The organism is Acidovorax sp. FG42, assembly GCF_057809195.1.
Genome location: NZ_JBMDJM010000021.1, coordinates 91,941 through 113,403, shown reverse-complemented (window position 1 = coordinate 113,403; position 21,463 = coordinate 91,941). Strand labels below are relative to the sequence as shown.

General features: G+C 64.5%; 21 protein-coding genes. 11 read left to right on the top strand and 10 right to left on the bottom strand.

The window, feature by feature from the left end:
- Positions 1–119 precede the first annotated feature (119 nt).
- The 5 genes from gltX to folC form a co-directional block, all read right to left on the bottom strand.
- Positions 120–1,541: a glutamate--tRNA ligase gene (gene gltX, locus ACODSM_RS19695; RefSeq protein WP_488806595.1), complete on the bottom strand. Its 1,422-nt coding sequence runs from the start codon at positions 1,539–1,541 to the stop codon at positions 120–122.
- A gap of 144 nt (positions 1,542–1,685) precedes the next feature.
- Complete coding sequence (purF, locus tag ACODSM_RS19690) at positions 1,686–3,191, bottom strand: amidophosphoribosyltransferase (protein ID WP_488806594.1); 1,506 nt, start codon at positions 3,189–3,191, stop codon at positions 1,686–1,688.
- A 78-nt stretch (positions 3,192–3,269) separates the two neighbouring features.
- A complete protein-coding gene (locus ACODSM_RS19685; RefSeq protein WP_488806593.1) occupies positions 3,270–3,758 on the bottom strand; it encodes a CvpA family protein in 489 nt (162 codons plus the stop codon).
- Between the two features lie 25 nt (positions 3,759–3,783).
- Positions 3,784–4,632 (bottom strand): SPOR domain-containing protein, encoded by an 849-nt coding sequence (locus tag ACODSM_RS19680; RefSeq protein ID WP_488806592.1) that lies wholly within the window; start codon positions 4,630–4,632, stop codon positions 3,784–3,786.
- Between the two features lie 22 nt (positions 4,633–4,654).
- Positions 4,655–5,980, bottom strand: a complete 1,326-nt coding sequence (gene folC, locus ACODSM_RS19675) for a bifunctional tetrahydrofolate synthase/dihydrofolate synthase (protein ID WP_488806591.1) — start codon at positions 5,978–5,980, stop codon at positions 4,655–4,657.
- A 52-nt stretch (positions 5,981–6,032) separates the two neighbouring features.
- On the opposite strand from folC, the gene ACODSM_RS19670 reads away from it, so the two are divergent.
- The 4 genes from ACODSM_RS19670 to argG all read left to right on the top strand — a co-directional run bounded on the left by ACODSM_RS19670 (position 6,033) and on the right by argG (position 9,127).
- A complete protein-coding gene (locus tag ACODSM_RS19670; RefSeq protein ID WP_488806600.1) occupies positions 6,033–6,425 on the top strand; it encodes an arsenate reductase in 393 nt (130 codons plus the stop codon).
- Positions 6,426–6,560: 135 nt separating this feature from the next.
- Positions 6,561–7,223: a glycine zipper 2TM domain-containing protein gene (locus tag ACODSM_RS19665; protein WP_110961286.1), complete on the top strand. Its 663-nt coding sequence runs from the start codon at positions 6,561–6,563 to the stop codon at positions 7,221–7,223.
- 163 nt (positions 7,224–7,386) lie between these two features.
- A complete protein-coding gene (ppnP, locus tag ACODSM_RS19660; protein ID WP_476016892.1) occupies positions 7,387–7,704 on the top strand; it encodes a pyrimidine/purine nucleoside phosphorylase in 318 nt (105 codons plus the stop codon).
- An 85-nt stretch (positions 7,705–7,789) separates the two neighbouring features.
- Positions 7,790–9,127: an argininosuccinate synthase gene (gene argG, locus ACODSM_RS19655; RefSeq protein ID WP_488806590.1), complete on the top strand. Its 1,338-nt coding sequence runs from the start codon at positions 7,790–7,792 to the stop codon at positions 9,125–9,127.
- 222 nt (positions 9,128–9,349) lie between these two features.
- On the opposite strand, the gene murB is transcribed toward argG, so the two are convergent.
- Positions 9,350–10,423, bottom strand: coding sequence for a UDP-N-acetylmuramate dehydrogenase (gene murB / locus ACODSM_RS19650; protein ID WP_309824616.1), 1,074 nt, complete (start codon positions 10,421–10,423; stop codon positions 9,350–9,352).
- 76 nt (positions 10,424–10,499) lie between these two features.
- Between murB and ACODSM_RS19645 the strand changes: the two genes are divergently transcribed.
- From ACODSM_RS19645 to ACODSM_RS19635, 3 genes are read left to right on the top strand one after another with little or no spacing between them, the layout of a single operon-like run.
- Entirely contained in the window at positions 10,500–10,985 is a 486-nt protein-coding gene (locus tag ACODSM_RS19645; RefSeq protein ID WP_015014473.1) for a YajQ family cyclic di-GMP-binding protein, read from the top strand.
- Position 10,986: 1 nt separating this feature from the next.
- Positions 10,987–11,688, top strand: coding sequence for a retropepsin-like aspartic protease family protein (locus ACODSM_RS19640; RefSeq protein WP_488806589.1), 702 nt, complete (start codon positions 10,987–10,989; stop codon positions 11,686–11,688).
- A 16-nt stretch (positions 11,689–11,704) separates the two neighbouring features.
- A complete protein-coding gene (locus ACODSM_RS19635) occupies positions 11,705–12,724 on the top strand; it encodes an HD-GYP domain-containing protein (RefSeq protein WP_488806588.1) in 1,020 nt (339 codons plus the stop codon).
- A 36-nt stretch (positions 12,725–12,760) separates the two neighbouring features.
- Here ACODSM_RS19635 and plsY read toward each other — a convergent pair whose 3' ends face one another.
- From plsY to ACODSM_RS19620, 3 genes are all read right to left on the bottom strand, one after another.
- The gene (plsY, locus tag ACODSM_RS19630; RefSeq protein WP_015014476.1) at positions 12,761–13,453 is read right to left on the bottom strand and encodes a glycerol-3-phosphate 1-O-acyltransferase PlsY; all 693 of its coding nucleotides are present in this window, start codon (positions 13,451–13,453) and stop codon (positions 12,761–12,763) included.
- 57 nt (positions 13,454–13,510) lie between these two features.
- A complete protein-coding gene (locus ACODSM_RS19625; protein ID WP_015014477.1) occupies positions 13,511–14,002 on the bottom strand; it encodes an aminoacyl-tRNA deacylase in 492 nt (163 codons plus the stop codon).
- 71 nt (positions 14,003–14,073) lie between these two features.
- The gene (locus ACODSM_RS19620) at positions 14,074–15,033 is read right to left on the bottom strand and encodes a LysR family transcriptional regulator (protein WP_108625278.1); all 960 of its coding nucleotides are present in this window, start codon (positions 15,031–15,033) and stop codon (positions 14,074–14,076) included.
- 177 nt (positions 15,034–15,210) lie between these two features.
- Between ACODSM_RS19620 and ACODSM_RS19615 the strand changes: the two genes are divergently transcribed.
- Both ACODSM_RS19615 and ACODSM_RS19610 read left to right on the top strand, forming a co-directional pair.
- A complete protein-coding gene (locus ACODSM_RS19615; protein WP_108499088.1) occupies positions 15,211–16,209 on the top strand; it encodes a Bug family tripartite tricarboxylate transporter substrate binding protein in 999 nt (332 codons plus the stop codon).
- Positions 16,210–16,234: 25 nt separating this feature from the next.
- Positions 16,235–17,659: a M20 family metallopeptidase gene (locus ACODSM_RS19610; RefSeq protein WP_488806587.1), complete on the top strand. Its 1,425-nt coding sequence runs from the start codon at positions 16,235–16,237 to the stop codon at positions 17,657–17,659.
- A gap of 93 nt (positions 17,660–17,752) precedes the next feature.
- On the opposite strand, the gene ACODSM_RS19605 is transcribed toward ACODSM_RS19610, so the two are convergent.
- On the bottom strand, positions 17,753–18,814 hold the full coding sequence (locus ACODSM_RS19605) for an aldo/keto reductase (protein ID WP_110961278.1): 1,062 nt from the start codon (positions 18,812–18,814) through the stop codon (positions 17,753–17,755).
- 156 nt (positions 18,815–18,970) lie between these two features.
- On the opposite strand from ACODSM_RS19605, the gene ACODSM_RS19600 reads away from it, so the two are divergent.
- Complete coding sequence (locus ACODSM_RS19600; RefSeq protein WP_488806586.1) at positions 18,971–19,879, top strand: alpha/beta fold hydrolase; 909 nt, start codon at positions 18,971–18,973, stop codon at positions 19,877–19,879.
- A gap of 472 nt (positions 19,880–20,351) precedes the next feature.
- Positions 20,352–21,456 (top strand): peptide chain release factor 2 gene (gene prfB / locus ACODSM_RS19595; RefSeq protein ID WP_488806585.1). Its coding sequence is split into 2 segments (ribosomal slippage): positions 20,352–20,432 and positions 20,434–21,456, totalling 1,104 coding nucleotides; the frame shifts between segments, so codons are not numbered across the junction.
- Positions 21,457–21,463 lie beyond the last annotated feature (7 nt).

The following is a 21,463-nucleotide window of genomic DNA, read 5'->3' as shown; positions in this document are numbered from 1 at the left end:
ACCGATGACCTCTTGCATGCCATGCAAGCGCTCTCCCAGCTGAGCTATACCCCCACTAAATGACTTCAAACACTTGGTATTTGTTGTCATCACCTGAGCCTTGAATTATAGACAGATTTTTAGCGGTTTCGCAAACGCGCTACAACTTTTTCACGTCCGACCAATTCCAGCACCGCATCGACCGATGGCGTGTGGGCGGTACCAACCGTCAACACGCGCGCAGGCATGGCCAGTTGGGGCATCTTCAGACCTTGGGCAGCCAGCACTTGCTTGAACGCCGCGCTGATGGAAGCCTTGTCCCATTCACACGCAGACAGCGCATCGGCCAGCGCGTCCAGAGCCGGTGCAATGGCGTCGGTGACATGCTGCGCGCGCTCAGCATCCACGGGCGACACATCGCCATAAAAAACCTGCGCCCAGGTGGCGAGCGCAACGGTGGTATCGCACCGGTCTTTGAACAGCGCGCAAATACGGGGCAGACGCCCATCGGCCAGCGCCTCCGCCGAAACACCACGCGCCTGCAATTGCGGAGCCACCAGCGCAGCCAAAGCGTCATCAGCCATGGCTTTCAGGTGCTGGGCATTCACCCAGCGCAGCTTGGCTTCATCGAACTGCGCCGCGCTGCGGCCCAGATGGTCGAGGTTGAACCACTGCAGGAACTGCTCACGGCTGAAGATTTCATCGTCGCCGTGACTCCAGCCCAAGCGGGCCAGGTAATTCACCATGGCATCGGGCAGATAACCTTCATCACGGTACTGCGTCACAGGCTTGGCACCATTGCGCTTGCTCATCTTCTCGCCCTGCTCGTTCAGCACGGTGGGCAGGTGGGCATAGACCGGAGGTTCCTTGCCCAGGGCGCGGAAGATGTTGATCTGGCGTGGAGTGTTGTTAACGTGGTCATCGCCACGGATCACGTGCGTGATGGCCATGTCGATATCGTCCACCACCACGCAGAAGTTGTAGGTGGGCGTGCCATCGGGCCGCGCGATGACCAAGTCATCCAGCTCATCGTTGCTGATCTCAATGCGGCCCTTGACCTTGTCGTCCCAGGCCACCACCCCGCCCTGCGGGTTCTTGAAGCGCAGCACAGGCTGCACGCCTTCTGGAATGGCGGGCAGAGTCTTGCCAGCCTCGGGGCGCCAAGTGCCGTCGTAGCGCGGCTTCTCCTTAGCGGCCATCTGCCGCTCGCGCAGAGCATCCAGCTCGGCCACGCTCATATAGCAGGGATACACATGACCGGCAGCCTGCAACTCTGCCAGGACCGCCTTGTAACGGTCCATGCGCTGCATCTGATAGAACGGGCCTTCGTCGTGGTTCAGGCCCAACCAGGCCATGCCCTCGATGATGACGTCCACCGCTGCCTGGCTGGAGCGCTCCAGGTCGGTGTCTTCAATGCGCAGAATGAAGTCACCACCCGTGGCGCGAGCGAATGCCCAGGGGTACAAGGCCGAGCGGATATTGCCCAGGTGGATGAAGCCGGTGGGCGAAGGAGCGAAGCGGGTGCGTACGCGGCCCGTGCTGGAAGCAGTGGTTTCAGTCATAAAAATCAATGCTGGCCCTCAACGGGGCCAGTTCTCAAGTGGGGTCAATCCATCGGGCGCAGTCAATACTGAAACAGCATCGCCCGCTTTGCCGAAAGTCCAGCATCGCGTGCGATGGCCCTAAGGGGCTGCGCAAGCCCTTGGCTACGCCTCTTGCGCGTTGGGCAAAGCAAGGCGCGAGGTGTCTTCCTCGCCTTCTTCCGCACCCACGCGCCCTTCATTCAGGCTGGCGATCCCTTCCGCAGTGATGTCGCCAGTCACATACACACCGTCAAAGCACGAGGCATCGAAGCCGACGATAGCGCTGTTGAGCGCACCCACGGCCTTCTTCATGCCATCAACATCCTGGTAGATGAGAGCATCGCAGCCGATGGCCTGACGAACTTCTTCGACCGTGCGGCCATGGGCCACCAGTTCGCTGCTGGTGGGCATGTCGATGCCATACACATTGGGGTAGCGCACGGGCGGCGCAGCACTGGCCAAGTACACCTTGCGGGCACCCGCGTCGCGCGCCATCTGCACGATTTCGCGACTGGTCGTGCCTCGTACGATGGAATCATCCACCAGCAACACATTGCGGCCTTTGAATTCGCTGCCAATCACATTGAGCTTCTGGCGCACCGACTTCTTGCGCACGCCCTGCCCCGGCATGATGAAGGTACGACCCACATAACGGTTCTTGACGAAGCCTTCGCGGTACGGGACGCCGAGCAGATGCGCCAGTTGCGTAGCGCTGGGGCGGCTGGACTCGGGGATGGGAATGATCACATCGATCTCGTTGGGCGGCACCGTGGACACCACGCGCTTGGCCAATGCTTCACCCAGGTTCAGACGCGCCTGATAGACCGAGATGCCGTCCAGCACCGAATCAGGCCGCGCGAGGTACACAAACTCAAAGATGCATGGATTGAGCTGCGGGTTCTCTGCGCATTGGCTCGCGTGAACCTGGCCATCGAGCGTGATGAAAATCGCTTCGCCGGGGTTGATATTGCGCTCGAACACATGGGAGGTGCCTTCCAGCGCCACCGACTCGCTGCCCACCATCACGGTGCCGTCCTGGCTGCGGCCCATGGCCAAAGGGCGGATACCGTGCGGGTCGCGGAAGGCCAATAGGCCGTGGCCTGCGATCAGCGCGATGACGGCATAGGAGCCCTTGATGCGCTTGTGAACCGCACGCACGGCCGTGAAAACATCCTCGGGCTGCAGAGGCACGCCGCGCGTGGCTCGTTCGAGTTCGTGCGCAAACACGTTCAGCAGGACTTCCGAGTCACTTTCCGTATTCGTGTGGCGGTGGTCTGTCTGGAACAGCTCGGTGCGGAGTTCGCGCGCGTTGGTCAGATTGCCGTTGTGCACCAGCACGATACCGAACGGGGCGTTGACGTAGAACGGCTGTGCCTCTTCTTCGCTGTAGGCGTTGCCGGCGGTGGGGTAGCGCACCTGGCCCAGGCCCACGTTGCCCGGCAGAGCACGCATGTTGCGCGTGCGAAAAACGTCGCGCACCATGCCCTTGGCCTTGTGCATGAAGAATTTGCGGCCCTGCTGGGTCACGATGCCAGCAGCATCTTGTCCGCGATGCTGCAACAGCAGCAAAGCGTCATAGATCAGCTGATTGACGGGCGCAGGACTGACGACGCCGACGATTCCACACATAGTTGTATTCCATCCGTTTGCGGGAACAGCCCCGCGGTCATCCAACGGCAGCAGCTTCTGACCGCTGCCGCTTCGATCTTACGAAGGCAGATGCCTTCCAAATTCGTCCGGCAGCGCCGGTTTCAACCCCTTGAGCACTTCGGCCAAGACCGGCGCGCCCCGCGACTCCTGCCACCACTGCGCCTCGTGCACGGGGGTGATGCCAGCCACCACAGCCACCGCAAGTAACAAAACGAGGCCACGCAACACACCAAAAACAGCACCCAGCGTGCGGTCTGCCGGGCGCAGCCCCACAGCCTCCACCAGCTTCTTGGCCACCCAGGCCAGAAAACCACAGGCAAAGACTGAAGCCACAAACACCACCACGAAGCCGGCGGCGTATCGCAACGACTCACCCAACCCGCCCATGGGCAACAAGGCCGCCGCATCGGCTGCAAACCACTGCGCAACAAAAAACGAGACCACCCAACCCAGTACCGACAACACCTCAAACACCAGACCGCGCCACGCACCGATCAGCATGGAGGCCAGCAACACGGCCACGAATACCCAATCCAGCGCGGCCATGGACAAATGGCAGTCCGACTAACGTTTACAGGGTGAGCACTGAAGCAGACAAGTCCAGCGCCTTGATGCGCGCCGCCGCCTTGTCTGCCTCTGCCCGATTAGTGAACGGGCCCACGCGCACACGGGTGCGCTTCCCGTCCTTCGTGTCCACCACCTGTGTGTAGGTCTTGAGACCAGCCCGCTCCACCTTGGTACGCGCCTCGCGGGCCTTTTCGGCATCGGCGAAGGCACCCACCTGAACAATGAAGCGCGCCTCCTCGGCACCGGCAGCGGCGGGCGCCTCGGTGCTGCGGCCTTCCAGCAGGGCACGGGCACGCGCCGAATCATCAGCCCGTGCAGGCTTGGGCTCTGGGGCCGGAGAAGGTGCGGGCGCCGCAGGCGGCTTGGCTTCGTGTTTCACCTCGGGCTTGGCGGCTGCAGGTGCGGCTGCCGGTGCAGGAGTGGGTTTGGCGGGAGCCGGGCGAGCACTTGGCACCAGCTCCTCACCGTCCGCCAGGCCATTGGCAGCGGCAGTGCGCGAAGGCGCAGGCCGCTGCACTGCTGCCGTCGGGGCAGGCTCTGGCGTGGCTGGAGCTGCGGGCTTGGCAGCGGGTGCATCGGCCACCGGCGCGGGCACCACCAGGGGCGCTACCTTGTTGCGGTCCGGGATTTCGATGGGAATGTCCACGGGGATGGGCCGTGGCTGGGTATCAAACAGCAGAGGAAACCCAATGACCCCCACCAGCACCAGCACGGCAGCGCCGATCAAACGGTGCCGGGCGCGGCGGCGCATCACTTCGATGCTCTCAGCCTGGGGTGTGCGCGAGCGCTTGGACGGCTTTTCAGCCTGTTGCTGCTCACCCTGACCGGGCCACCGGAACTTGAAAAATGCCATGGACTAAGGACTCGTGAGGCGCTCAGGCGCCCAGATGTTTGGCGTGCAAGCGGGGTGTTCCGTTGATCAACACTCCACCCACCGTATAGAACGAGCCAAAGACCACGATTCTATCAGCGGGGTCTGCGGCGGCCACCGCCGCCTGCAGGGCCTGCAGCGGGTCGGCATGCAAGCTGGAGGTGACGTCTCGGCGACCGCCCGCCACCATGTGCACAGCATTCCACTTCTGCTGCAACACGGCAGCCGACTCAGCGCGCGGCGTGGGAAGGTCGGTGAAATACCAGCGGTCCACCAAAGGCCCGACCTTGGCCAACATGGGCGCCAGGTCCTTGTCCGCCATCGCGCCAAACACCGCGTGGGTGGTGGGAAAGAACCCCATTGCATCCAGATTGGCCGTGAGCGCTGCCACGGAGTGCGGGTTGTGGGCCACGTCCAGCACCAGGGTCGGTTGCCCCGGCACGATCTGGAAGCGCCCCGGCAACTCCACCATGGCCATGCCGTTGCGCACAGCCTGGGCAGTCACGGGCAGCCGCTCACGCAATGCCTCAAAAGCCGCCAGCACGCCCGAGGCGTTCACCAGCTGGTTGGCCCCCCGCAACGATGGGTAGGCAAGTCCGGCATAGCGCCGCCCCCGGCCAGCCCAGTTCCACTGCTGCTTGTCGCCCGAGAAATTGAAATCGCGCCCAAAACTCCACAAATCGGCGCCGATCTCCCTCGCGTGGTCCACCACGCTCTGCGGGGCCATGGGGTCACTCACGATGGCTGGGCGCCCCGTGCGCATGATGCCTGCCTTTTCGCGGCCAATGCTCTCGCGGTCCGGGCCCAGAAACTCTGTGTGGTCGATGTCGATGCTGGTGATGATGGCGCAGTCGGTGTCGATCACGTTCGTGGCATCCAGGCGTCCTCCGAGGCCGACTTCGAGAATCGCCACATCCAGCAACGCATGGCTCATCAACCGCAGGATGGCCAGGGTGGTGAACTCAAAATACGTGAGCGAGACCTCATTGCCGTTCTGGATTCTGGCGGCCTCCACTGCCTCAAAATGCGGCACCAGATCGGGCGCCGAGACGATCTCTCCATGCACCCGGCAGCGCTCTTCAAAGTGCACCAGATGCGGTGAGGTGTACACGCCGGTGCGATAACCTGCCTGCAGCGCCACCGCTTCCAGCATGGCGCAGGTCGATCCTTTTCCGTTGGTGCCCGCCACCGTGATCACCGGGCACTCTAACCGCAGTGCCATGCGGCGGGCGACTTCCGCGACCCGGTCCAGGCCCATGTCGATGTTGCGGGGGTGCAGCTGCTCGCAGTGGCGCAGCCAGCCTTCCAGGGTGTGGGGTTTGGTTTGCATACAGCCCGGGATTGTCGCCGAGCCCGCATTCACCCCGGCAATTTCGAGGATGATGCGCGGCATGAACACCGTCATCACCGTCTACGGCATCCCCAACTGCGATACCGTCAAAAAATCCCGCGCCTGGTTTGCCGAACAAGGACTGGATATCCAGTTTCATGACTTCAAGAAGCAGGGTGTTCCCGCCGACCTGCTCCCTGGCTGGCTGAAAGCGGTCGGCTGGCAAAAGCTGGTCAATCGCCAGGGGACCACTTGGCGCAAGCTGGACGCAGCCACCCAGACATCGGTGCAGGACGACGCGAGCGCCAGCGCATTGGTGCAGCAACAACCCAGCGTGATCAAGCGCCCCGTGGTGCAGTGGCAGGACGCCCAAGGCCTGCATGTCACGGTCGGATTTGTGCCGGACCAGTGGCCCGCCGGGCCCAATCGCGCACCCAAAGGCTGACTTCGGACGAGTAACGCGGGAAAATCGCACAAATCTTTACGCAGATTTACGGCGCCCGGGCCCCGAATTGACCTTGCGGGCCTAAACTTTTCTTCAGTCTGGTGCGTTATGTACCGACCCGAAAGGAGTTTCTCCATGAAAAAGATTGTGATTTTTTCTGCCCTGGCTGCCGTCGCTGTTGCGGCCAGCGCTCAGGAACAAGGCCGTGTGCTGTCTGCCACGCCCATCATTCAGCAGGTCGGCGTTCCGCAGCAGGTGTGTGGCAACGAAACCGTCTACAGCGGGAACCGCACGACGGGTGCCGGTGCAGTGATAGGTGCCATTGCCGGGGGCGCAGTGGGCAACACCATCGGCAAGGGCAGCGGCCGCGCCGCGGCCACCGCCATTGGGGTGCTGGGAGGCGCCGTGGTGGGTAACCAGATCGAGGGCAATGGTCAGCCGCAATACCAAAATGTGCAGCGCTGCACCACCGAGACCTACTACGAAAACCGCACCGTGGGCTACAACGTGGTGTATGAATACGCTGGCCGCCAGTACACCACGCGCACCCAGAACGATCCAGGCCGCTGGATCCCCGTGAACGTGCAGCCCGCTGGCCAGACCTATTCCACACAGCCCGACCCGTATGCCGCCCAGGGCGTGTACAGCCAGCCGGGGGTGGTGACCTCCACCTACCCTGTGCAGCCGGTGTACCAGGCGCCCCCCACCTATGTGACGCCTCCGGTGACGGTGATTGAGTATGGCTACGACAGCGGTCGCCCCTACTACCCGCACCACCGCAACCCCTACTGGCGTTGAGCGCAGGCAGCCAAGCTGCGCAGCCCAGTGAACAAAGAGCCCTCCGGGGCTCTTTTTCTTGGTGCGTGCGATCAAGTGCGCGGATTTCGTGGCAGCGCTCCGTCCGGGGCGTCAGCACCCTGCCCTAAAATCGCGGGTTTCCTCCATTCCTACCCGCGCATCCATGACCACCGAAAAAATCGACGGCGTGTCCGTCACCACCCAGGCCAATGTGTACTTTGACGGCAAGTGCGTGAGCCACGGCATCACCTTCCCGGACGGCACGAAGAAATCGGTGGGCGTGGTGCTGCCCGCAACGCTTACGTTCAACACCGGCGCGCCTGAAATCATGGAATGCGTGGCAGGCTCGTGCGAATACAAGCTGGCAGGCGCCGATGCATGGGTGAAATCGTCCGCAGGCGAGAAGTTCAGCGTGCCCGGCAACTCCAAGTTCGACATCCGCGTGACCGAGGCCTATCACTACATCTGCCATTTCGGCTGAGATGTTCGAGCTGAAATTTGATTGATTTTGGCCTCTGGCGCTAGTCCACAATGCGCTGGCAGCTATCATTTTTGAAGAAAACTCCATGGCAACCATCCTCCAGAACCTCCCCCTCGGCCAGAAGGTCGGCATCGCGTTTTCCGGCGGCCTGGACACCAGCGCCGCGCTGCGCTGGATGAAGAACAAGGGCGCCCTGCCCTACGCCTACACGGCCAACCTGGGCCAGCCCGACGAGCCCGACTACGACGCGATTCCGCGCAAGGCCATGGAATACGGCGCCGAGAAGGCCCGCCTGATCGACTGCCGCACGCAGCTCGCCCACGAAGGCATCGCCGCGCTGCAGGCCGGCGCTTTCCACGTGCGCACCGCCGGTGCCACCTACTTCAACACCACGCCCCTGGGCCGCGCCGTGACCGGCACCATGCTGGTGGCCGCGATGAAGGAAGACGATGTCAACATCTGGGGCGACGGCTCGACCTTCAAGGGCAACGACATCGAGCGCTTCTACCGCTACGGCCTGCTGACCAACCCGTCCCTCAAGATCTACAAGCCTTGGCTCGACCAGCTGTTCATCGACGAACTGGGTGGCCGCGCCGAAATGTCCGCCTTCATGACGAAGGAAGGCTTCGGCTACAAGATGAGCGCCGAAAAGGCCTACAGCACCGACAGCAACATGCTGGGCGCCACGCACGAGGCGAAAGACCTGGAGTTCCTCAACAGCGGCATCCGCATCGTGAACCCCATCATGGGCGTCGCCTTCTGGAAGGATGACGTGGTCGTCAAGGCCGAGGAAGTCTCGGTGCGCTTCGAAGAAGGCCAGCCCGTGGCCCTGAATGGCATCGAGTTCAACGACCCGGTAGAGCTGTTCCTGGAGGCCAACCGCATTGGCGGCCGCCATGGTCTGGGCATGTGCGACCAGATCGAGAACCGCATCATCGAAGCCAAGAGCCGCGGCATCTACGAGGCCCCGGGCCTGGCGCTGCTGCACATTGCCTACGAGCGCCTGGTGAGTGGTATCCACAACGAAGACACCATCGAGCAGTACCGCGTGAACGGCCTCAAGCTCGGCCGCCTGCTGTACCAGGGCCGCTGGTTCGACCCGCAAGCCATCATGTTGCGCGAAACCGCCCAGCGCTGGGTGGCGCGCGCCGTGACCGGCACCGTGACGCTGGAGCTGCGCCGCGGCAACGACTATTCCATCCTCAACACCGAGTCGCCCAACCTGACCTACGCGCCCGAACGCCTGTCGATGGAAAAGGTGGAGGACGCGCCGTTCAGCCCGCTGGACCGCATCGGCCAGCTGACCATGCGCAACCTGGACATCGTGGACACGCGCGACAAACTGGGCGTGTACTCGCGCGCTGGACTGCTGTCGCTGGGAGGCAATGCCGCCCTGGCCCAGCTGGAAAACGACCGCAAGTAAGCCCTGAAGAAGCCCTCAGCTGTCAGAAACCTCCCGGGTGCCGCCGGGAGCACCTTGGCAGTTCCTTTGGGATGAAAATGACTGGTAGCGATAGTGCAATATGCCTGAGCAGCTATCAATCAATGAGTAAAGCCACCCCTGGGGTGGCTTTTTCATTGCCGCATCGGAGCAGGCGCTATACATGCATGCCTGAGGCACAGGGGCCGCAAAACACTTCGCGCGCTACACCACCACCGGCTCGGGCTCCAACCGGATGCCAAAGCGCTCGTACACGCTGGTCTGGATGGCCTTGGCCAGGGTCATCACCTCGCCCCCCGTCACACTCTCCGCCCCCCGCCCCCGGTTGACCAGAACCAGGGCCTGCTTTTCGTACACCCCAGCCTTGCCGATGGATTTGCCCTTCCAGCCACAGGCATCGATCAGCCAGCCCGCCGCCAGCTTGATGCTGCCGTCCGGCATGGGGTAGTGCACGATCTTGGGCTCGCGGGCGATGATGTCGGCGCACTGGTCGGGCGACACCGTAGGGTTCTTGAAGAAGCTACCGGCGTTGCCCACCACGGCAGGGTCGGGCAGCTTGGCGCGGCGAATGTCGCAGATCCAGTCAAAAATCTGCTCGGCACTGGGGTGCTCCACCCCCGCCTCGGCGCGGCGGCGCTCCAGGTCCAGGTAGCCCAGCACCGGCTTCCAGGGTTTGGGCAGACGAAAGCGCACGTGGGTGATCACCGCCCGGCCGGCCAGCCCCATGCCGCGTGGCAGCCCGCTGCCGCCCTGCGCCTCCGAAGGCGCGTGCTTGAAGACCGAATCGCGATAACCGAAGCCGCATTGCGCGGCATCCAGGCTGAACGACTGGCCGGTGGCCAGATCGATGGCGTCGAGCGACTCGAAACGGTCCTGCAACTCCACGCCGTAAGCACCAATGTTCTGGACGGGCGACGCCCCGACGGTGCCCGGGATCAGGGCCAGGTTCTCCAGGCCGGGATAGCCATGGGCCAACGTCCAGGCCACGGCGTCGTGCCAGACCTCGCCAGCACCCGCTTCCACGATCCAGGCCTTGGGCGTTTCCTCGACCAGGCGCAGGCCCTTGATTTCCATCTTGAGCACGACGGGCTTCACATCGCCCGTCAGGATGATGTTGCTGCCCCCGCCCAGCACAAACTTCGGTGCGGGTGCCAGTTCCGGGTCGGCCAGCACAGCCAGCAGGTCATCCACTGAACACACACGCACCAGGGTCTGGGCGCGTGCGGCAATGCCGAAGGTGTTGCAGGGCTGTAAAGGGGCGTTTTTCTCGACTACCATTGGCCCGATTGTCGCACCCGCCCCCGCCGGCGGCCTGTGAGCCACCTTTGTTTCCCGAGATTGATTGAGACCCACCATGCCATCTTTTGACACCGTCTGCGAAGCCAACCTGGTTGAAGTGAAGAACGCCGTCGAGAACACCGCGAAAGAAATCGCCACCCGCTTCGACTTCAAGGGCACTGCCGCCAGCATCGAGATCAAGGACAAGGACATCACGCTGATCGGCGACGCCGATTTTCAGCTCACCCAGATCGAAGACGTGCTGCGCAACAAGCTCACCAAACGCAATGTGGACGTGCGTTTTCTGGACATGGGCGACGTGCAGAAAATGGGCGGCGACAAGGTCAAGCAGGTCATCAAGGTACGCAACGGCATCGAGAGCGAGCTGGCCAAGAAGATCCAGAAGCTGCTCAAAGAGAGCAAGCTCAAGGTGCAAGGCGCCATTCAGGAAGACAAGGTGCGCGTGACTGGCGCCAAGCGCGACGACCTGCAGGCCGCCATGGCCCTGATCCGCAAGGACGTGACGGACGTACCGCTGTCGTTCGACAACTTCCGCGACTGATATGAAGCGACACCCCCCTGAGGCCGTGCGGGCCTTTCCCCCGCTCTCGCAGGGGCTGCGCCGTTATCAGCGCCTCGTCGCCCTGTGCATCGGGTTGCTGCTGGCCCCCGCATGGGCGCATGCGCAGGCCGTGGCGCTGGCGGGTGTGCTGGGCAGCAAGGCACTGCTTGTGGTGAACGCCAGCCCGCCCAAGGCGGTGGGCGCGGGGGACGAGTTCCAGGGGGTGAAAGTCATCGCTGTCGCCAAGGACGAGGCCACTGTCGAGATCCAGGGCGCGCGGCGCACGCTGCGGCTGGGCGAGGCACCCGTGAGCGTGGGCGGGCGCAGTGGCAGCGGCAAGCGCATTCAGCTGGTGGCCGACGGCCGCGGGCATTTTGTGAACAGCGGCACGATCAACGGTCAGGTCATGCAGTACATGGTGGACACCGGTGCTTCCACCGTGGCCATCGGGCGGCCCGATGCGGAGCGCATGGGCCTGAACTACCAAAGCGGCCAACCGGTGCGCGTGAACACCGCCAATGGTGTCGCCCAGGGCTGGCGCATGAAGCTCGACTCCATCCGCATCGGCGACGTGGAGGTTTTTGGGGTGGAGGCGATCATCACCTCGCAGCCCATGCCCTATGTGCTCCTGGGCAACAGCTTTCTGAACGAGTTCCAGATGACCCGCACCAACGACCAGATGGTGCTGGAAAAGCGCCACTGACGCCGGTACACCCGCCATGTCTGCACACCCATCCTCCACCCACGCGCACTCCGAAGGGGAGTACGAAGACCTGCTCAGCCTCTGGTCCGATCTGGAGTCAGCCCTGTCGGTGCTGCTGAGCCGGCCGCTGCAGGTGCAGGACTTTCCGGGCAAGGTGCGGCAGTTCGATGCCTGGCTGCAGGACCTGGTGGCGCATGACATCGACGCGGCGCTGTACCTGATGTTCCAGCACGCGTCCACATCCACCGTGGGCTACAGCGCATCGCACGCGCTGGTGTGTGGCACGCTGTGCCACATCATGGCGCTGGAGCTCAAGCTGCCGCCGCGCGAGCGGGACAGCCTGGTGCGGGCTGCGCTCACCATGAACATTGGCATGACGGCCCTGCAGGACGAACTGGCCGTGCAGCGCGAACGCCCCACGGCCGAGCAGCAGGAGGCCATCAAGAGCCACCCCGAAGACAGCATGCTGCTCCTGGAGCGCCTGTTCATCAACGATCAACTCTGGCTGGACGTGGTGGGGCAACACCATGCCAGTATTGCAGAGCGCGTCCCCCTGGCCCAACAGGAGCCAATCGACCGGCTCACCCGCGTCCTCGGCACCATTGACCGGTATGCCGCCATGATCAGCCCGCGCAAATCCCGCGCCGGGCGCAGCGCCACCGACTCGGTGCGCGCCATCGTGGGACAAGAGGTGGACCAGCGCGACGAGGTGAGCTACACGCTGGTGCGCTCCATCGGCCTGTGCCCCCCGGGCACCTTCGTCAAGCTGGACAACGGCGAAACCGCCATCGTGCTGCGCCGCAGCGACAAGGCCAACCACCCGCTGGTGGCCAGTCTGCTGGACAACACCGGCAACCACCGCAGCCAGCCCAGCCTGTACCAGACCGCCAGCGGCAAGCCCCGCATCCAGTCGGCCTTGGCCCGGTCCGCCGTGAGCCTGGAGCTGAACCACCGTACCATGGTGCGGCTGGGACTGTATGCCGCGCAGCACAGCGCGGGGCTGCGCGGGCTAGTGACGGCGCCCGGCGCGCTCTGACGCAGGGCACGCGCCCAAACCGGGCGCGTGGCTACATCAGTGTTTGGCCTTGGGCTTTGCTTTCGGCTTTGCCTTGGCGCTCTCTTCACCCTCGGCAGGTTTCGCCTTCTTGCTGCCCAGGCGAGATTCCGTGCCCGCAATCAGGCGCTGGATATTTTCGCGGTGGCGCCAGGCCAGCAACAGCGCCATGACCACGATCGAGGCTGCAATCGTGCCCTCGGCATACCAGACCACGCCGTCCACCATCAGGTAGTACACCGGGGCAAACGCAGCGGCCACCAGCGAGGCCAGCGACGAGTAGCGGAAGAAAAACGCAATGATGAGCCAGGTGGCCGCCGTGGCCAGGCCCAGCCAGCCGCTGATGCCCACCAGCACGCCCAGCGCCGTCGCCACGCCCTTGCCGCCCTGAAACCGGAAGAAGACCGGCCACAGGTGCCCCAGGAAAGCAGCCAGACCCACCAGCGCCACGGTGCCGTCCTCCAGCCCATAGGGGTGGCCAAACCACATCACCAGCGCCACCGGTAGCCAGCCCTTCATCGCGTCCAGCAGCAGGGTCACGATGGCCGCCGCCTTGCTGCCCGAGCGCAGCACATTGGTGGCGCCGGGGTTCTTGCTGCCATAGGTGCGCGGATCGCTCAGGCCCATGACACGCGTCACGATGACGGCAAACGACAGCGAGCCCAGCAGGTAGGCGGCCACAGTGGCAAGAACGGGATAGACGGCGGTCAAAGCAACTCCTTGGAAATCATTGGGTCAGCCTTCTGACGGGCTGAATCGCACGGCGGCCTATTCTGCCAGCGCGCACTGCACCGGCTTGGCGCCCAGCAGCTGCACGCACACCTGCGGGTCCAACTGCACCAGAAAGCCCCGGCGCCCGCCATTGATGGCAATGCGGGGCAGCGCGAGGATGGTTTCTTCGATGTAGACAGGCATGGTGCGCCGCGTGCCGAACGGGGACGTGCCGCCCACCAGGTAGCCGCTGTGCCGGTTGGCCACCTCGGGCGCGCAGGGCTCGACCGACTTGGCTCCGATCTGGCGCGCGAGGTTCTTGGTCGAAACCTTGCGGTTGCCGTGCATCAGCACCAGCAGTGGCTTGGCGTCCTGGTCTTGCATGACAAGGGTCTTGACCACGGTGTAGGGGTCCAGACCCAGCACCTCGGCGCTGTGCATGGCACCGCCGTGCTCCAGGTACTCATACGGGTGTTCGGTGAAAGCCACCTTGTTCGCCTTGAGCAGCTGGGTGGCTTGGGTCTCGGAAACGTGTTCTTTCTTGGCCATGGTGTGGTGCGGATAGGGCACTGATGGTATCCGTATCCAAATGTGAGCGCGTTGAATCCTGCAGCGACGTGTCAGAACACCGTGGCAGGCGCTGCAGCGGCCTTGCGGCGTCGCCCCACCTTGCGTTTGCCGTATTCCTCAATGGCGACCACCAGTGCCTGCGTGAACTGCCGCACCAATGTGGACTGACTGCGCCCCTCGGCCGCCAAGACCTGCAGGCGGCGCTGCTGCAGCTGCGCCTCGTCAAAAGGCCGGGCGGCCAGCAGGCCCGCCTCCACCCAGCGCGCCGCCGTGAGGTAGCTGGCCAGCACCACGTCCTGCCCGCTCAGCAGCGGCAGCAGGGCCGATGAGAAATTGCTCTCCACGGCGGGCACATAGCGCAGCCCCTGCACCGCACAGCTCAGGTCAAACAGCTGCCGCCCTGTGGTGTTGGCGGCGCCCAGCAGCAGCGGGTAGCGCACCACATCGGCCACGCTCACGCTGCGCTGGCGCGCCAGCGGGTGCTGCGCGGGCATGACAGCGTAAATGGGTGCGATGGCCGAGTGCAGCACCTGCAGGCCCTTCTCGGGTGCCGTGCTGTACTTCAGCGCCAGATCCGCCTCGCCGCGCAGCACCAGGGCCGACACCTCTTGCGGCACGGCCACCTGCAACTGCAACTGCACCTGCGGGTGCGCCTGCCGAAACCCCGCCATGACCAGCGGCATGAACGCTGCCGCAAACCCTTCGGTACACGCCAGCCGCACCCGCAGGGCACCTTGGGCAGACAGATCCTGCAATTGCTCGACCAGCTCCAGCGCCTGCGCGTCGTGCGCGCTGGCGTGGGCCAGCAGCCGGGTGCCTGCCTCGGTCAGCGTCATGCCCCGGGCCTGGCGCTCGAACAGCACCACGCCCAGGCTGTCTTCCAGCTTGCCCAGCTGGCGGCTCACGGCCGACGCAGCCACATGCAGGCGCTGCGCCGCCTGGTTGACGGAGCCGGTGCGCGCCACCTCCAGAAAGTAACGCAAGGGCAGGCTGAGCAGTGAAATGGCCATGGTTGTTTGAATCACAAAAAGGCAACGGTCAGTTGCCAAATCTCTATTCAAAGCAATGGTAAACCAGCATCCATCTTGCATGGCTTGAGGCTCCAATTCACCCATGCCCTGGCACGTGCGCCGCTTGGCCTCATGGAGCCACGCGCCCGCTGCCGGGGCCCTACCACCGGAGTCCGCATGAAACGCCTTGTTCGAGCCACTTTCCTGTCTGCCACCCTGGCAGTGTTTGCCGGCCACGCCAGCCTGGCCTCGGCCCAGACTACCCCTCCTGCCGATGCCTGGCCCCAGCGTCCGGTGCGCATGGTGGTGCCCTTCCCGCCCGGCGGCGGCACCGACGTGGTGGCGCGCGCGCTGGCACAGAAGCTGGCTGGCCGCCTGGGCACGGCGGTGGTGATCGACAACAAGCCGGGCGCCTCTACCATCATCGGCACCGAAACCGTGGTGCGCGCCGATCCGGACGGCTACACACTGCTGGTCTCGGGCTCCACCAGCTACACGGTCAACCCGGCACTGCGCAGCAAGCTGCCCTACGACCCGGCCAAGGACCTCGTGCCCGTGGCCACCGTGGCCCGGGCGCCGCTGGTGCTGGTCGTCAGCGCCAGCGCGCCGTACAAAGACCTGAATGCGCTGATCGCAGCCGCCAAAGCCAAGCCCAAGAGCATCCACTACGCCACCTTCGGCTCGGGCTCCGGCCCGCACCTGGCAGGCGCACTGCTGGAGCAGGCTGCGGGCATCCAGCTGCAAGACGTGCCTTACCGGGGCAGCAGCCAGTCGCTGATCGCCCTCATGGGCGGTGAAATCCAGTTGGGCATCGACACCGTGGCCGCTGCGGCGCCGCAGGTGAAGGCCGGCAAGCTGCGCGCCCTGGCCATTGCAGGCAAGTCGCGCTCCAGCATGCTGCCGGGGGTGCCCACGGTGGAGGAACTCAAGCTGCCCGACGCCGTGTTCGACGCGTGGTACGCCATCGCCGCCCCCGCCAAGACGCCACCATCCGTCATCCGCAAGCTGGTGACCGAGGTGGAAGCCGTCACCCGCGACAGTGGCCTGCAGGAACAGATGCGCACCCAGGGCATGGAACCCGTGCACCTGGGCCCCGTGGCCACGCGCGCCATGATCGATGACGAAATCGGCCGCTACCGCGCGCTGGCCCACCGCGCCAAGATCGTGGTGGATTGACGAACACCGGAACTGGAGCTGCACGATGAACCGCCAACAACTCATTCAAGACGTCCAGCGCTACTTTGACGAGGGCCGCTTTGCCACCGACCTGCGCCGCCGGGTGGCCTGGCGCACCGAAAGCGACACCGGCAAGGTGCCGCCCGAACTGCGCGCCTACCTCACCGACGAAATGGTGCCCTGGCTCACGCCTCTGGGTTTTGAGTGCGAGGTGCTCGACAACCCCTCGCCGCAAGGCGGCCCCTTTTTGGTGGCACGCCGTGTGGAAGACCCTGCGCTGCCCACCGTGCTCACCTACGGCCACGGCGACGTGGTCAACGGGCAGGACACGCAATGGCGCGAGGGCCTTTCGCCCTGGGAGCTGACCATAGAAGGCGAGCGCTGGTACGGCCGGGGCACGGCCGATAACAAAGGCCAGCACACCGTGAGCCTGGCCGCACTGGCCCACACCATCGAGGCCCGGGGCGGCCGTCTGGGCTACAACGTGACGCTGCTCATGGAGATGGGTGAAGAAGCGGGTTCACCTGGCCTGGCCGCCTTCTGCGAGCAACACCGCGATGCATTGAAAGCCGACCTGTTCGTGGCCAGCGACGGCCCGCGTGTGAATGCGGGCCACCCCACCCTCTTTCTGGGGTCGCGCGGTGCGATCAATTTCTCGCTCGCTGTGCGCAGCCGCGACAAGGCGTATCACTCGGGCAACTGGGGCGGCGTACTGGCCAACCCGGCCACGGTACTCACGCACGCTCTGGCCACGCTGGTGGACGCGAAGGGCCGCATCCTGGTCAAAGGCCTGCTGCCGCCTGCGGTGCCCGACAAGCTGCGCACTGCCCTCCAGGACGTGGTGATTGGCACCGGAGCCGATGACCCCGCGCTCACCCCCGGCTGGGGCGAGCCCGGCCTCACCCCCGCCGAGCAACTGGTGGGCTGGAACACGCTGGAACTGCTGGCGCTGGGCGCGGGCAACGCGCAGCGGCCCATCAATGCCATCCCTGCACAGGCCGTAGCGCATTGCCAGCTGCGCTTTGTGGTGGGCACCGATTGGCAGAACGTGCAGGCCACGCTGCGCGAGCACCTGGACGCGCATGGCTTCAACCAAGTCGAAATCACCATGGGCATGCACTGCGGCGCCACGCGGCTCGATCTGCACAACCCCTGGGTGGACTGGACGATGGCCTCGCTGCAGGCCAGCGCCGGCCAGCCCGCCACGCTGCTGCCCAACCTGGCAGGCTCGCTGCCCAACGACATCTTTGCCGACCAGCTGGGCCTGCCCACGCTGTGGGTGCCCCACTCGTACCCTGCCTGCGCCCAACATGCACCCAACGAGCATTTGCTGGCACCCGTGGCCCGCGAAGGTTTGGCGGTGATGGCCGGGTTGTTCTGGGACCTGGGCGAGCCCCAAGGAACGCCGTGGACGGAAGGACGCACCGCCCGGCAAGAGGCGACGGCCTGACGGCTGTGCCCGACGATTCGTCAATAAACAAAGGGGCCCTGCTGGGCCCCTTTGTTTTTCTCCTGCAGAGTCACAGGGCCACGCCCTGCCCGCTCACAGCGCCGGGTCGCGCAGCTCCCAGCGGATCGCGTCGATGGCCTTCAGTACCTCGGGCGACAGCGTGGTGCCCCAGGCGTTCAGGTCTTCCTCCAGCTGCGCCACCGACGTCACGCCGATGATGGTGCTGGCCACTTGCCACTTGGTGTAGCAGAACGCCAGCGCCATCTGCGTGGGCGTCATGCCGTTGGCGCGGGCCAGCGCGTTGTAGCGGCGCGATGCCTCCAGCGCCTCGGGGCGGCCCCAGCGCTGTTTGCGCACGGATTCATACGATGCAATGCGCGCGCCCTGCGGAGCGTTGGGGCCGGTGATGCCGCTTTCGTCATACTTGCCCGTCAGCAGGCCAAAGCCCAGGGGCGAATAGGCCAGCAGCGACACATCCAGGCGGTGGCAGGTTTCATCCAGCCCGTTTTCCCAGGTGCGGTTGATCAGGCAGTACGGGTTCTGCACGGTGGCGACACGCGGCAGGCCGTGCTGCTCGGCCAGGCGCACGAATTCGTGCACGCCGTAGGGGGTTTCGTTCGACAGGCCGATGTAGCGCACCTTGCCGGCCTTCACCAGCCCGGCCAGCGCTTCCAGCTGCTCTCGGATGGGGGTTTGCGACGTTTCCTTGGCGGGGTCGTAATACAGGTTGCCGAACGCAGGCACATGGCGCTCGGGCCAGTGGATCTGGTAGAGATCGATCACATCAGTCTGCAGGCGGCGCAGGCTGCCTTCGCACGACGCCACGATATCGGCCGCCGTCATGCCCTTGCCCTCGCGCACCCAGGGCATGCCGCGCGATGGGCCCGCCACCTTGGTGGCCACCACCAGCTTCTGGCGCGCGCCGGGGTTCTTGGCAAACCAGTTGCCGATGATGGTTTCAGTCGCGCCAAAGGTCTCGGCCCGGGCGGGCACGGCGTACATCTCGGCCGTGTCGATGAAGTTCACGCCGCGCGCAAGCGACTGGCTCAGGATGGCATGCGAGTCGGCCTCATTGACCTGCTCGCCGAAGGTCATGGTGCCCAGGCAAATGGGGGTGACAAGCAGGTCACTCTGACCCAAGCGGACGGTGTTCATGCGGTGAAGGCTCCAGATGGTGGAAAAGGAAACAGGGCCTGCTGCGGCCCGGCTGGCGATGGTACAAGCGATCGCCAAAACCTGCCGGGCGCCGGACTCCTTGGTGACACCGCAGGGCGCCCCTCCAGAGCGGCGGCAACGTAACATTGGCACAGCATGTACCAAGTCCTCACCCCTTCGCGCAGCAGCACACTGGCGCTGCGGCACCTCAACTACCACGTCCGCCACTGGGGCCCAGAGCAAAGCGACCTGCCCACGCTGGTGCTCCTGCACGGCTGGATGGACGTCAGTGCCTCTTACCAGTTCACGGTGGATGCGCTGCGCCAACCACGCCGCATCATCGCGCCGGACTGGCGCGGCTTCGGCCTGACCACCGGCGCACCGGTGGACCACTATGTGTTTGCAGACTACCTGGCCGACCTGGACCTGCTGCTGGACCAATACGCGCCCGGCGAAGCCATCGACCTGGTGGGCCACAGCATGGGCGGCAACGTGGCCATGATGTATGGCGGCGTGCGGCCCGAGCGGGTGCGCAAGCTCGTCAACCTGGAAGGCTTCGGCCTGCCCGCCACACGCCCCGCGCAGGCGCCCACGCGCTACGCGCAATGGATCGACGAGATCAAGCAGCTGCACCAGGGCACCAAGGAACTCAAGACCTATGACAGCGCTGACGGCGTGGCCCGCCGCCTGATGAAGACCAACCCCCGCCTGTCCGAAGACAAGGCCCAATGGCTGGCCCAGCACTGGGCACGGCCCAACGCGCAGGGGCAGTGGGAAATCCTGGGCGACCCCGCCCACAAGATCACCAGCGCGCAGCTGTACCGCGCGGACGAGGCCCTGGCGATCTACGAACGCATTACCGCACCCGTGCTGGCCATCGAGGCCAGTGGCGACAGCCTGGGCCAGTGGTGGAACGGCCGGTACACCCTGGACGAATATCACCAGCGCCTGACCCATGTGCGCACCTGCAGCACGGCCGTCGTGCAAGACGCAGGCCACATGCTGCACCACGACCAGCCCGAGCAGGTAGCGCAGCTGATCGAAGCGTTTTTGGATGCTGCCTGAGGCAATTTGACGCCCTAGCGCCTCCAAGCGCTAGTGCATATTGCCTGAGTAGCTATCATTTTTGATATTCACCCGGCAGATTGCCCGCCGGGCTCCACGCGCCGCTGCAGCGATCGCCCCGCGCAAAGGGCATTGCCGGGGCACTTAGAGCCTGTTCAAAGTCTTTTTGGAGATCGCATTTGAGTGCAATCGGGATGATTGGATGCTTCGGATGCGCCGCATGGGCTCGTGCCCATGCAAGCAGCCGGGGCGTCCAATCGCCCGATTTCGCTCCAACCCTTCGGGCAAGTACCTTGCCGGGCGGTTTGCTGCGTAGCGGCGCTTGTGGATAGCCGAGCTATCCACGGCGCACCGCGCCTTGCATCCCATCCCGGCAAGGGACTTGTGAGACTCCAAAAAGACTTTGAACAGGCTCTTATCCTTCCCATGAGAAAATCGCGGGTTATTCCACAGAACACGCAGGACAAGAATCATGGACGCAGAACGCATCAACCTCATCGGCACCACCCTCGAAGACCTGGCTCAGCGCACCACTGAGTTACGGAGGTATCTTTGACTTCGATGCCAAGTTCGAACGCCTGCGCACGGTAAACGCATCGCTGGAAGACCCCGCGGTCTGGAACGACCCCAAGAAGGCCCAGGAGCTGGGCAAGGAACAGAAGTCGCTCTCCAGCGTGGTGGTGACGCTCGACAAGCTCACCCGTGAGCTGGCCGACAACGCCGAGCTGTACGAGATGAGCAAGGAGGAAGGCGACGAGGCCGGCCTCATCACCATCGAGGCCGAGGCCGCCAAGCTCAAGCCGCTGATCGAGGAGCTGGAGTTCCGCCGCATGTTCCGCAATGAGGCCGACCCGCTCAACTGCTTTGTGGACATCCAGGCCGGCGCTGGTGGTACCGAGGCCTGCGACTGGGCCAGCATGCTGCTGCGCCAGTACCTCAAGTACGCCGAGCGCAAGGGCTTCAAGGCCACGGTCGAAGAAGAAACCCCGGGCGACGTGGCCGGCATCAAGAGCGCCACGATCAAGATCGAAGGTGAATACGCCTTCGGCCTGCTGCGCACCGAAACCGGTGTGCACCGCCTGGTGCGCAAGAGCCCGTTCGACAGCTCCGGCGGCCGCCACACTTCGTTTGCGTCGCTGTTCGTCTACCCCGAGATCGACGACTCCATCGAGATCAACATCAACCCGGCCGACGTGCGCACCGACACCTTCCGTGCCTCCGGCGCGGGCGGCCAGCACATCAACAAGACCGACTCGGCCGTGCGCCTGACGCACATTCCCACCGGCATCGTGGTGCAGTGCCAGGACGGCCGCAGCCAGCACAGCAACCGCGACGTGGCGTGGCAGCGCCTGCGCAGCCGCCTGTACGACTTCGAAATGCGCAAGCGCATGGAAGAGCAGCAAAAGCTGGAAGACACCAAGACCGATGTGGGCTGGGGCCACCAGATACGCAGCTATGTGCTGGACAACAGCCGCATCAAGGACCTGCGCACCAACGTCGAAATCTCGGCCACGCAAAAGGTGCTGGACGGCGACCTGGACGCCTTCATCGAAGCTTCGTTGAAGCAAGGCGTCTGAGCGATGC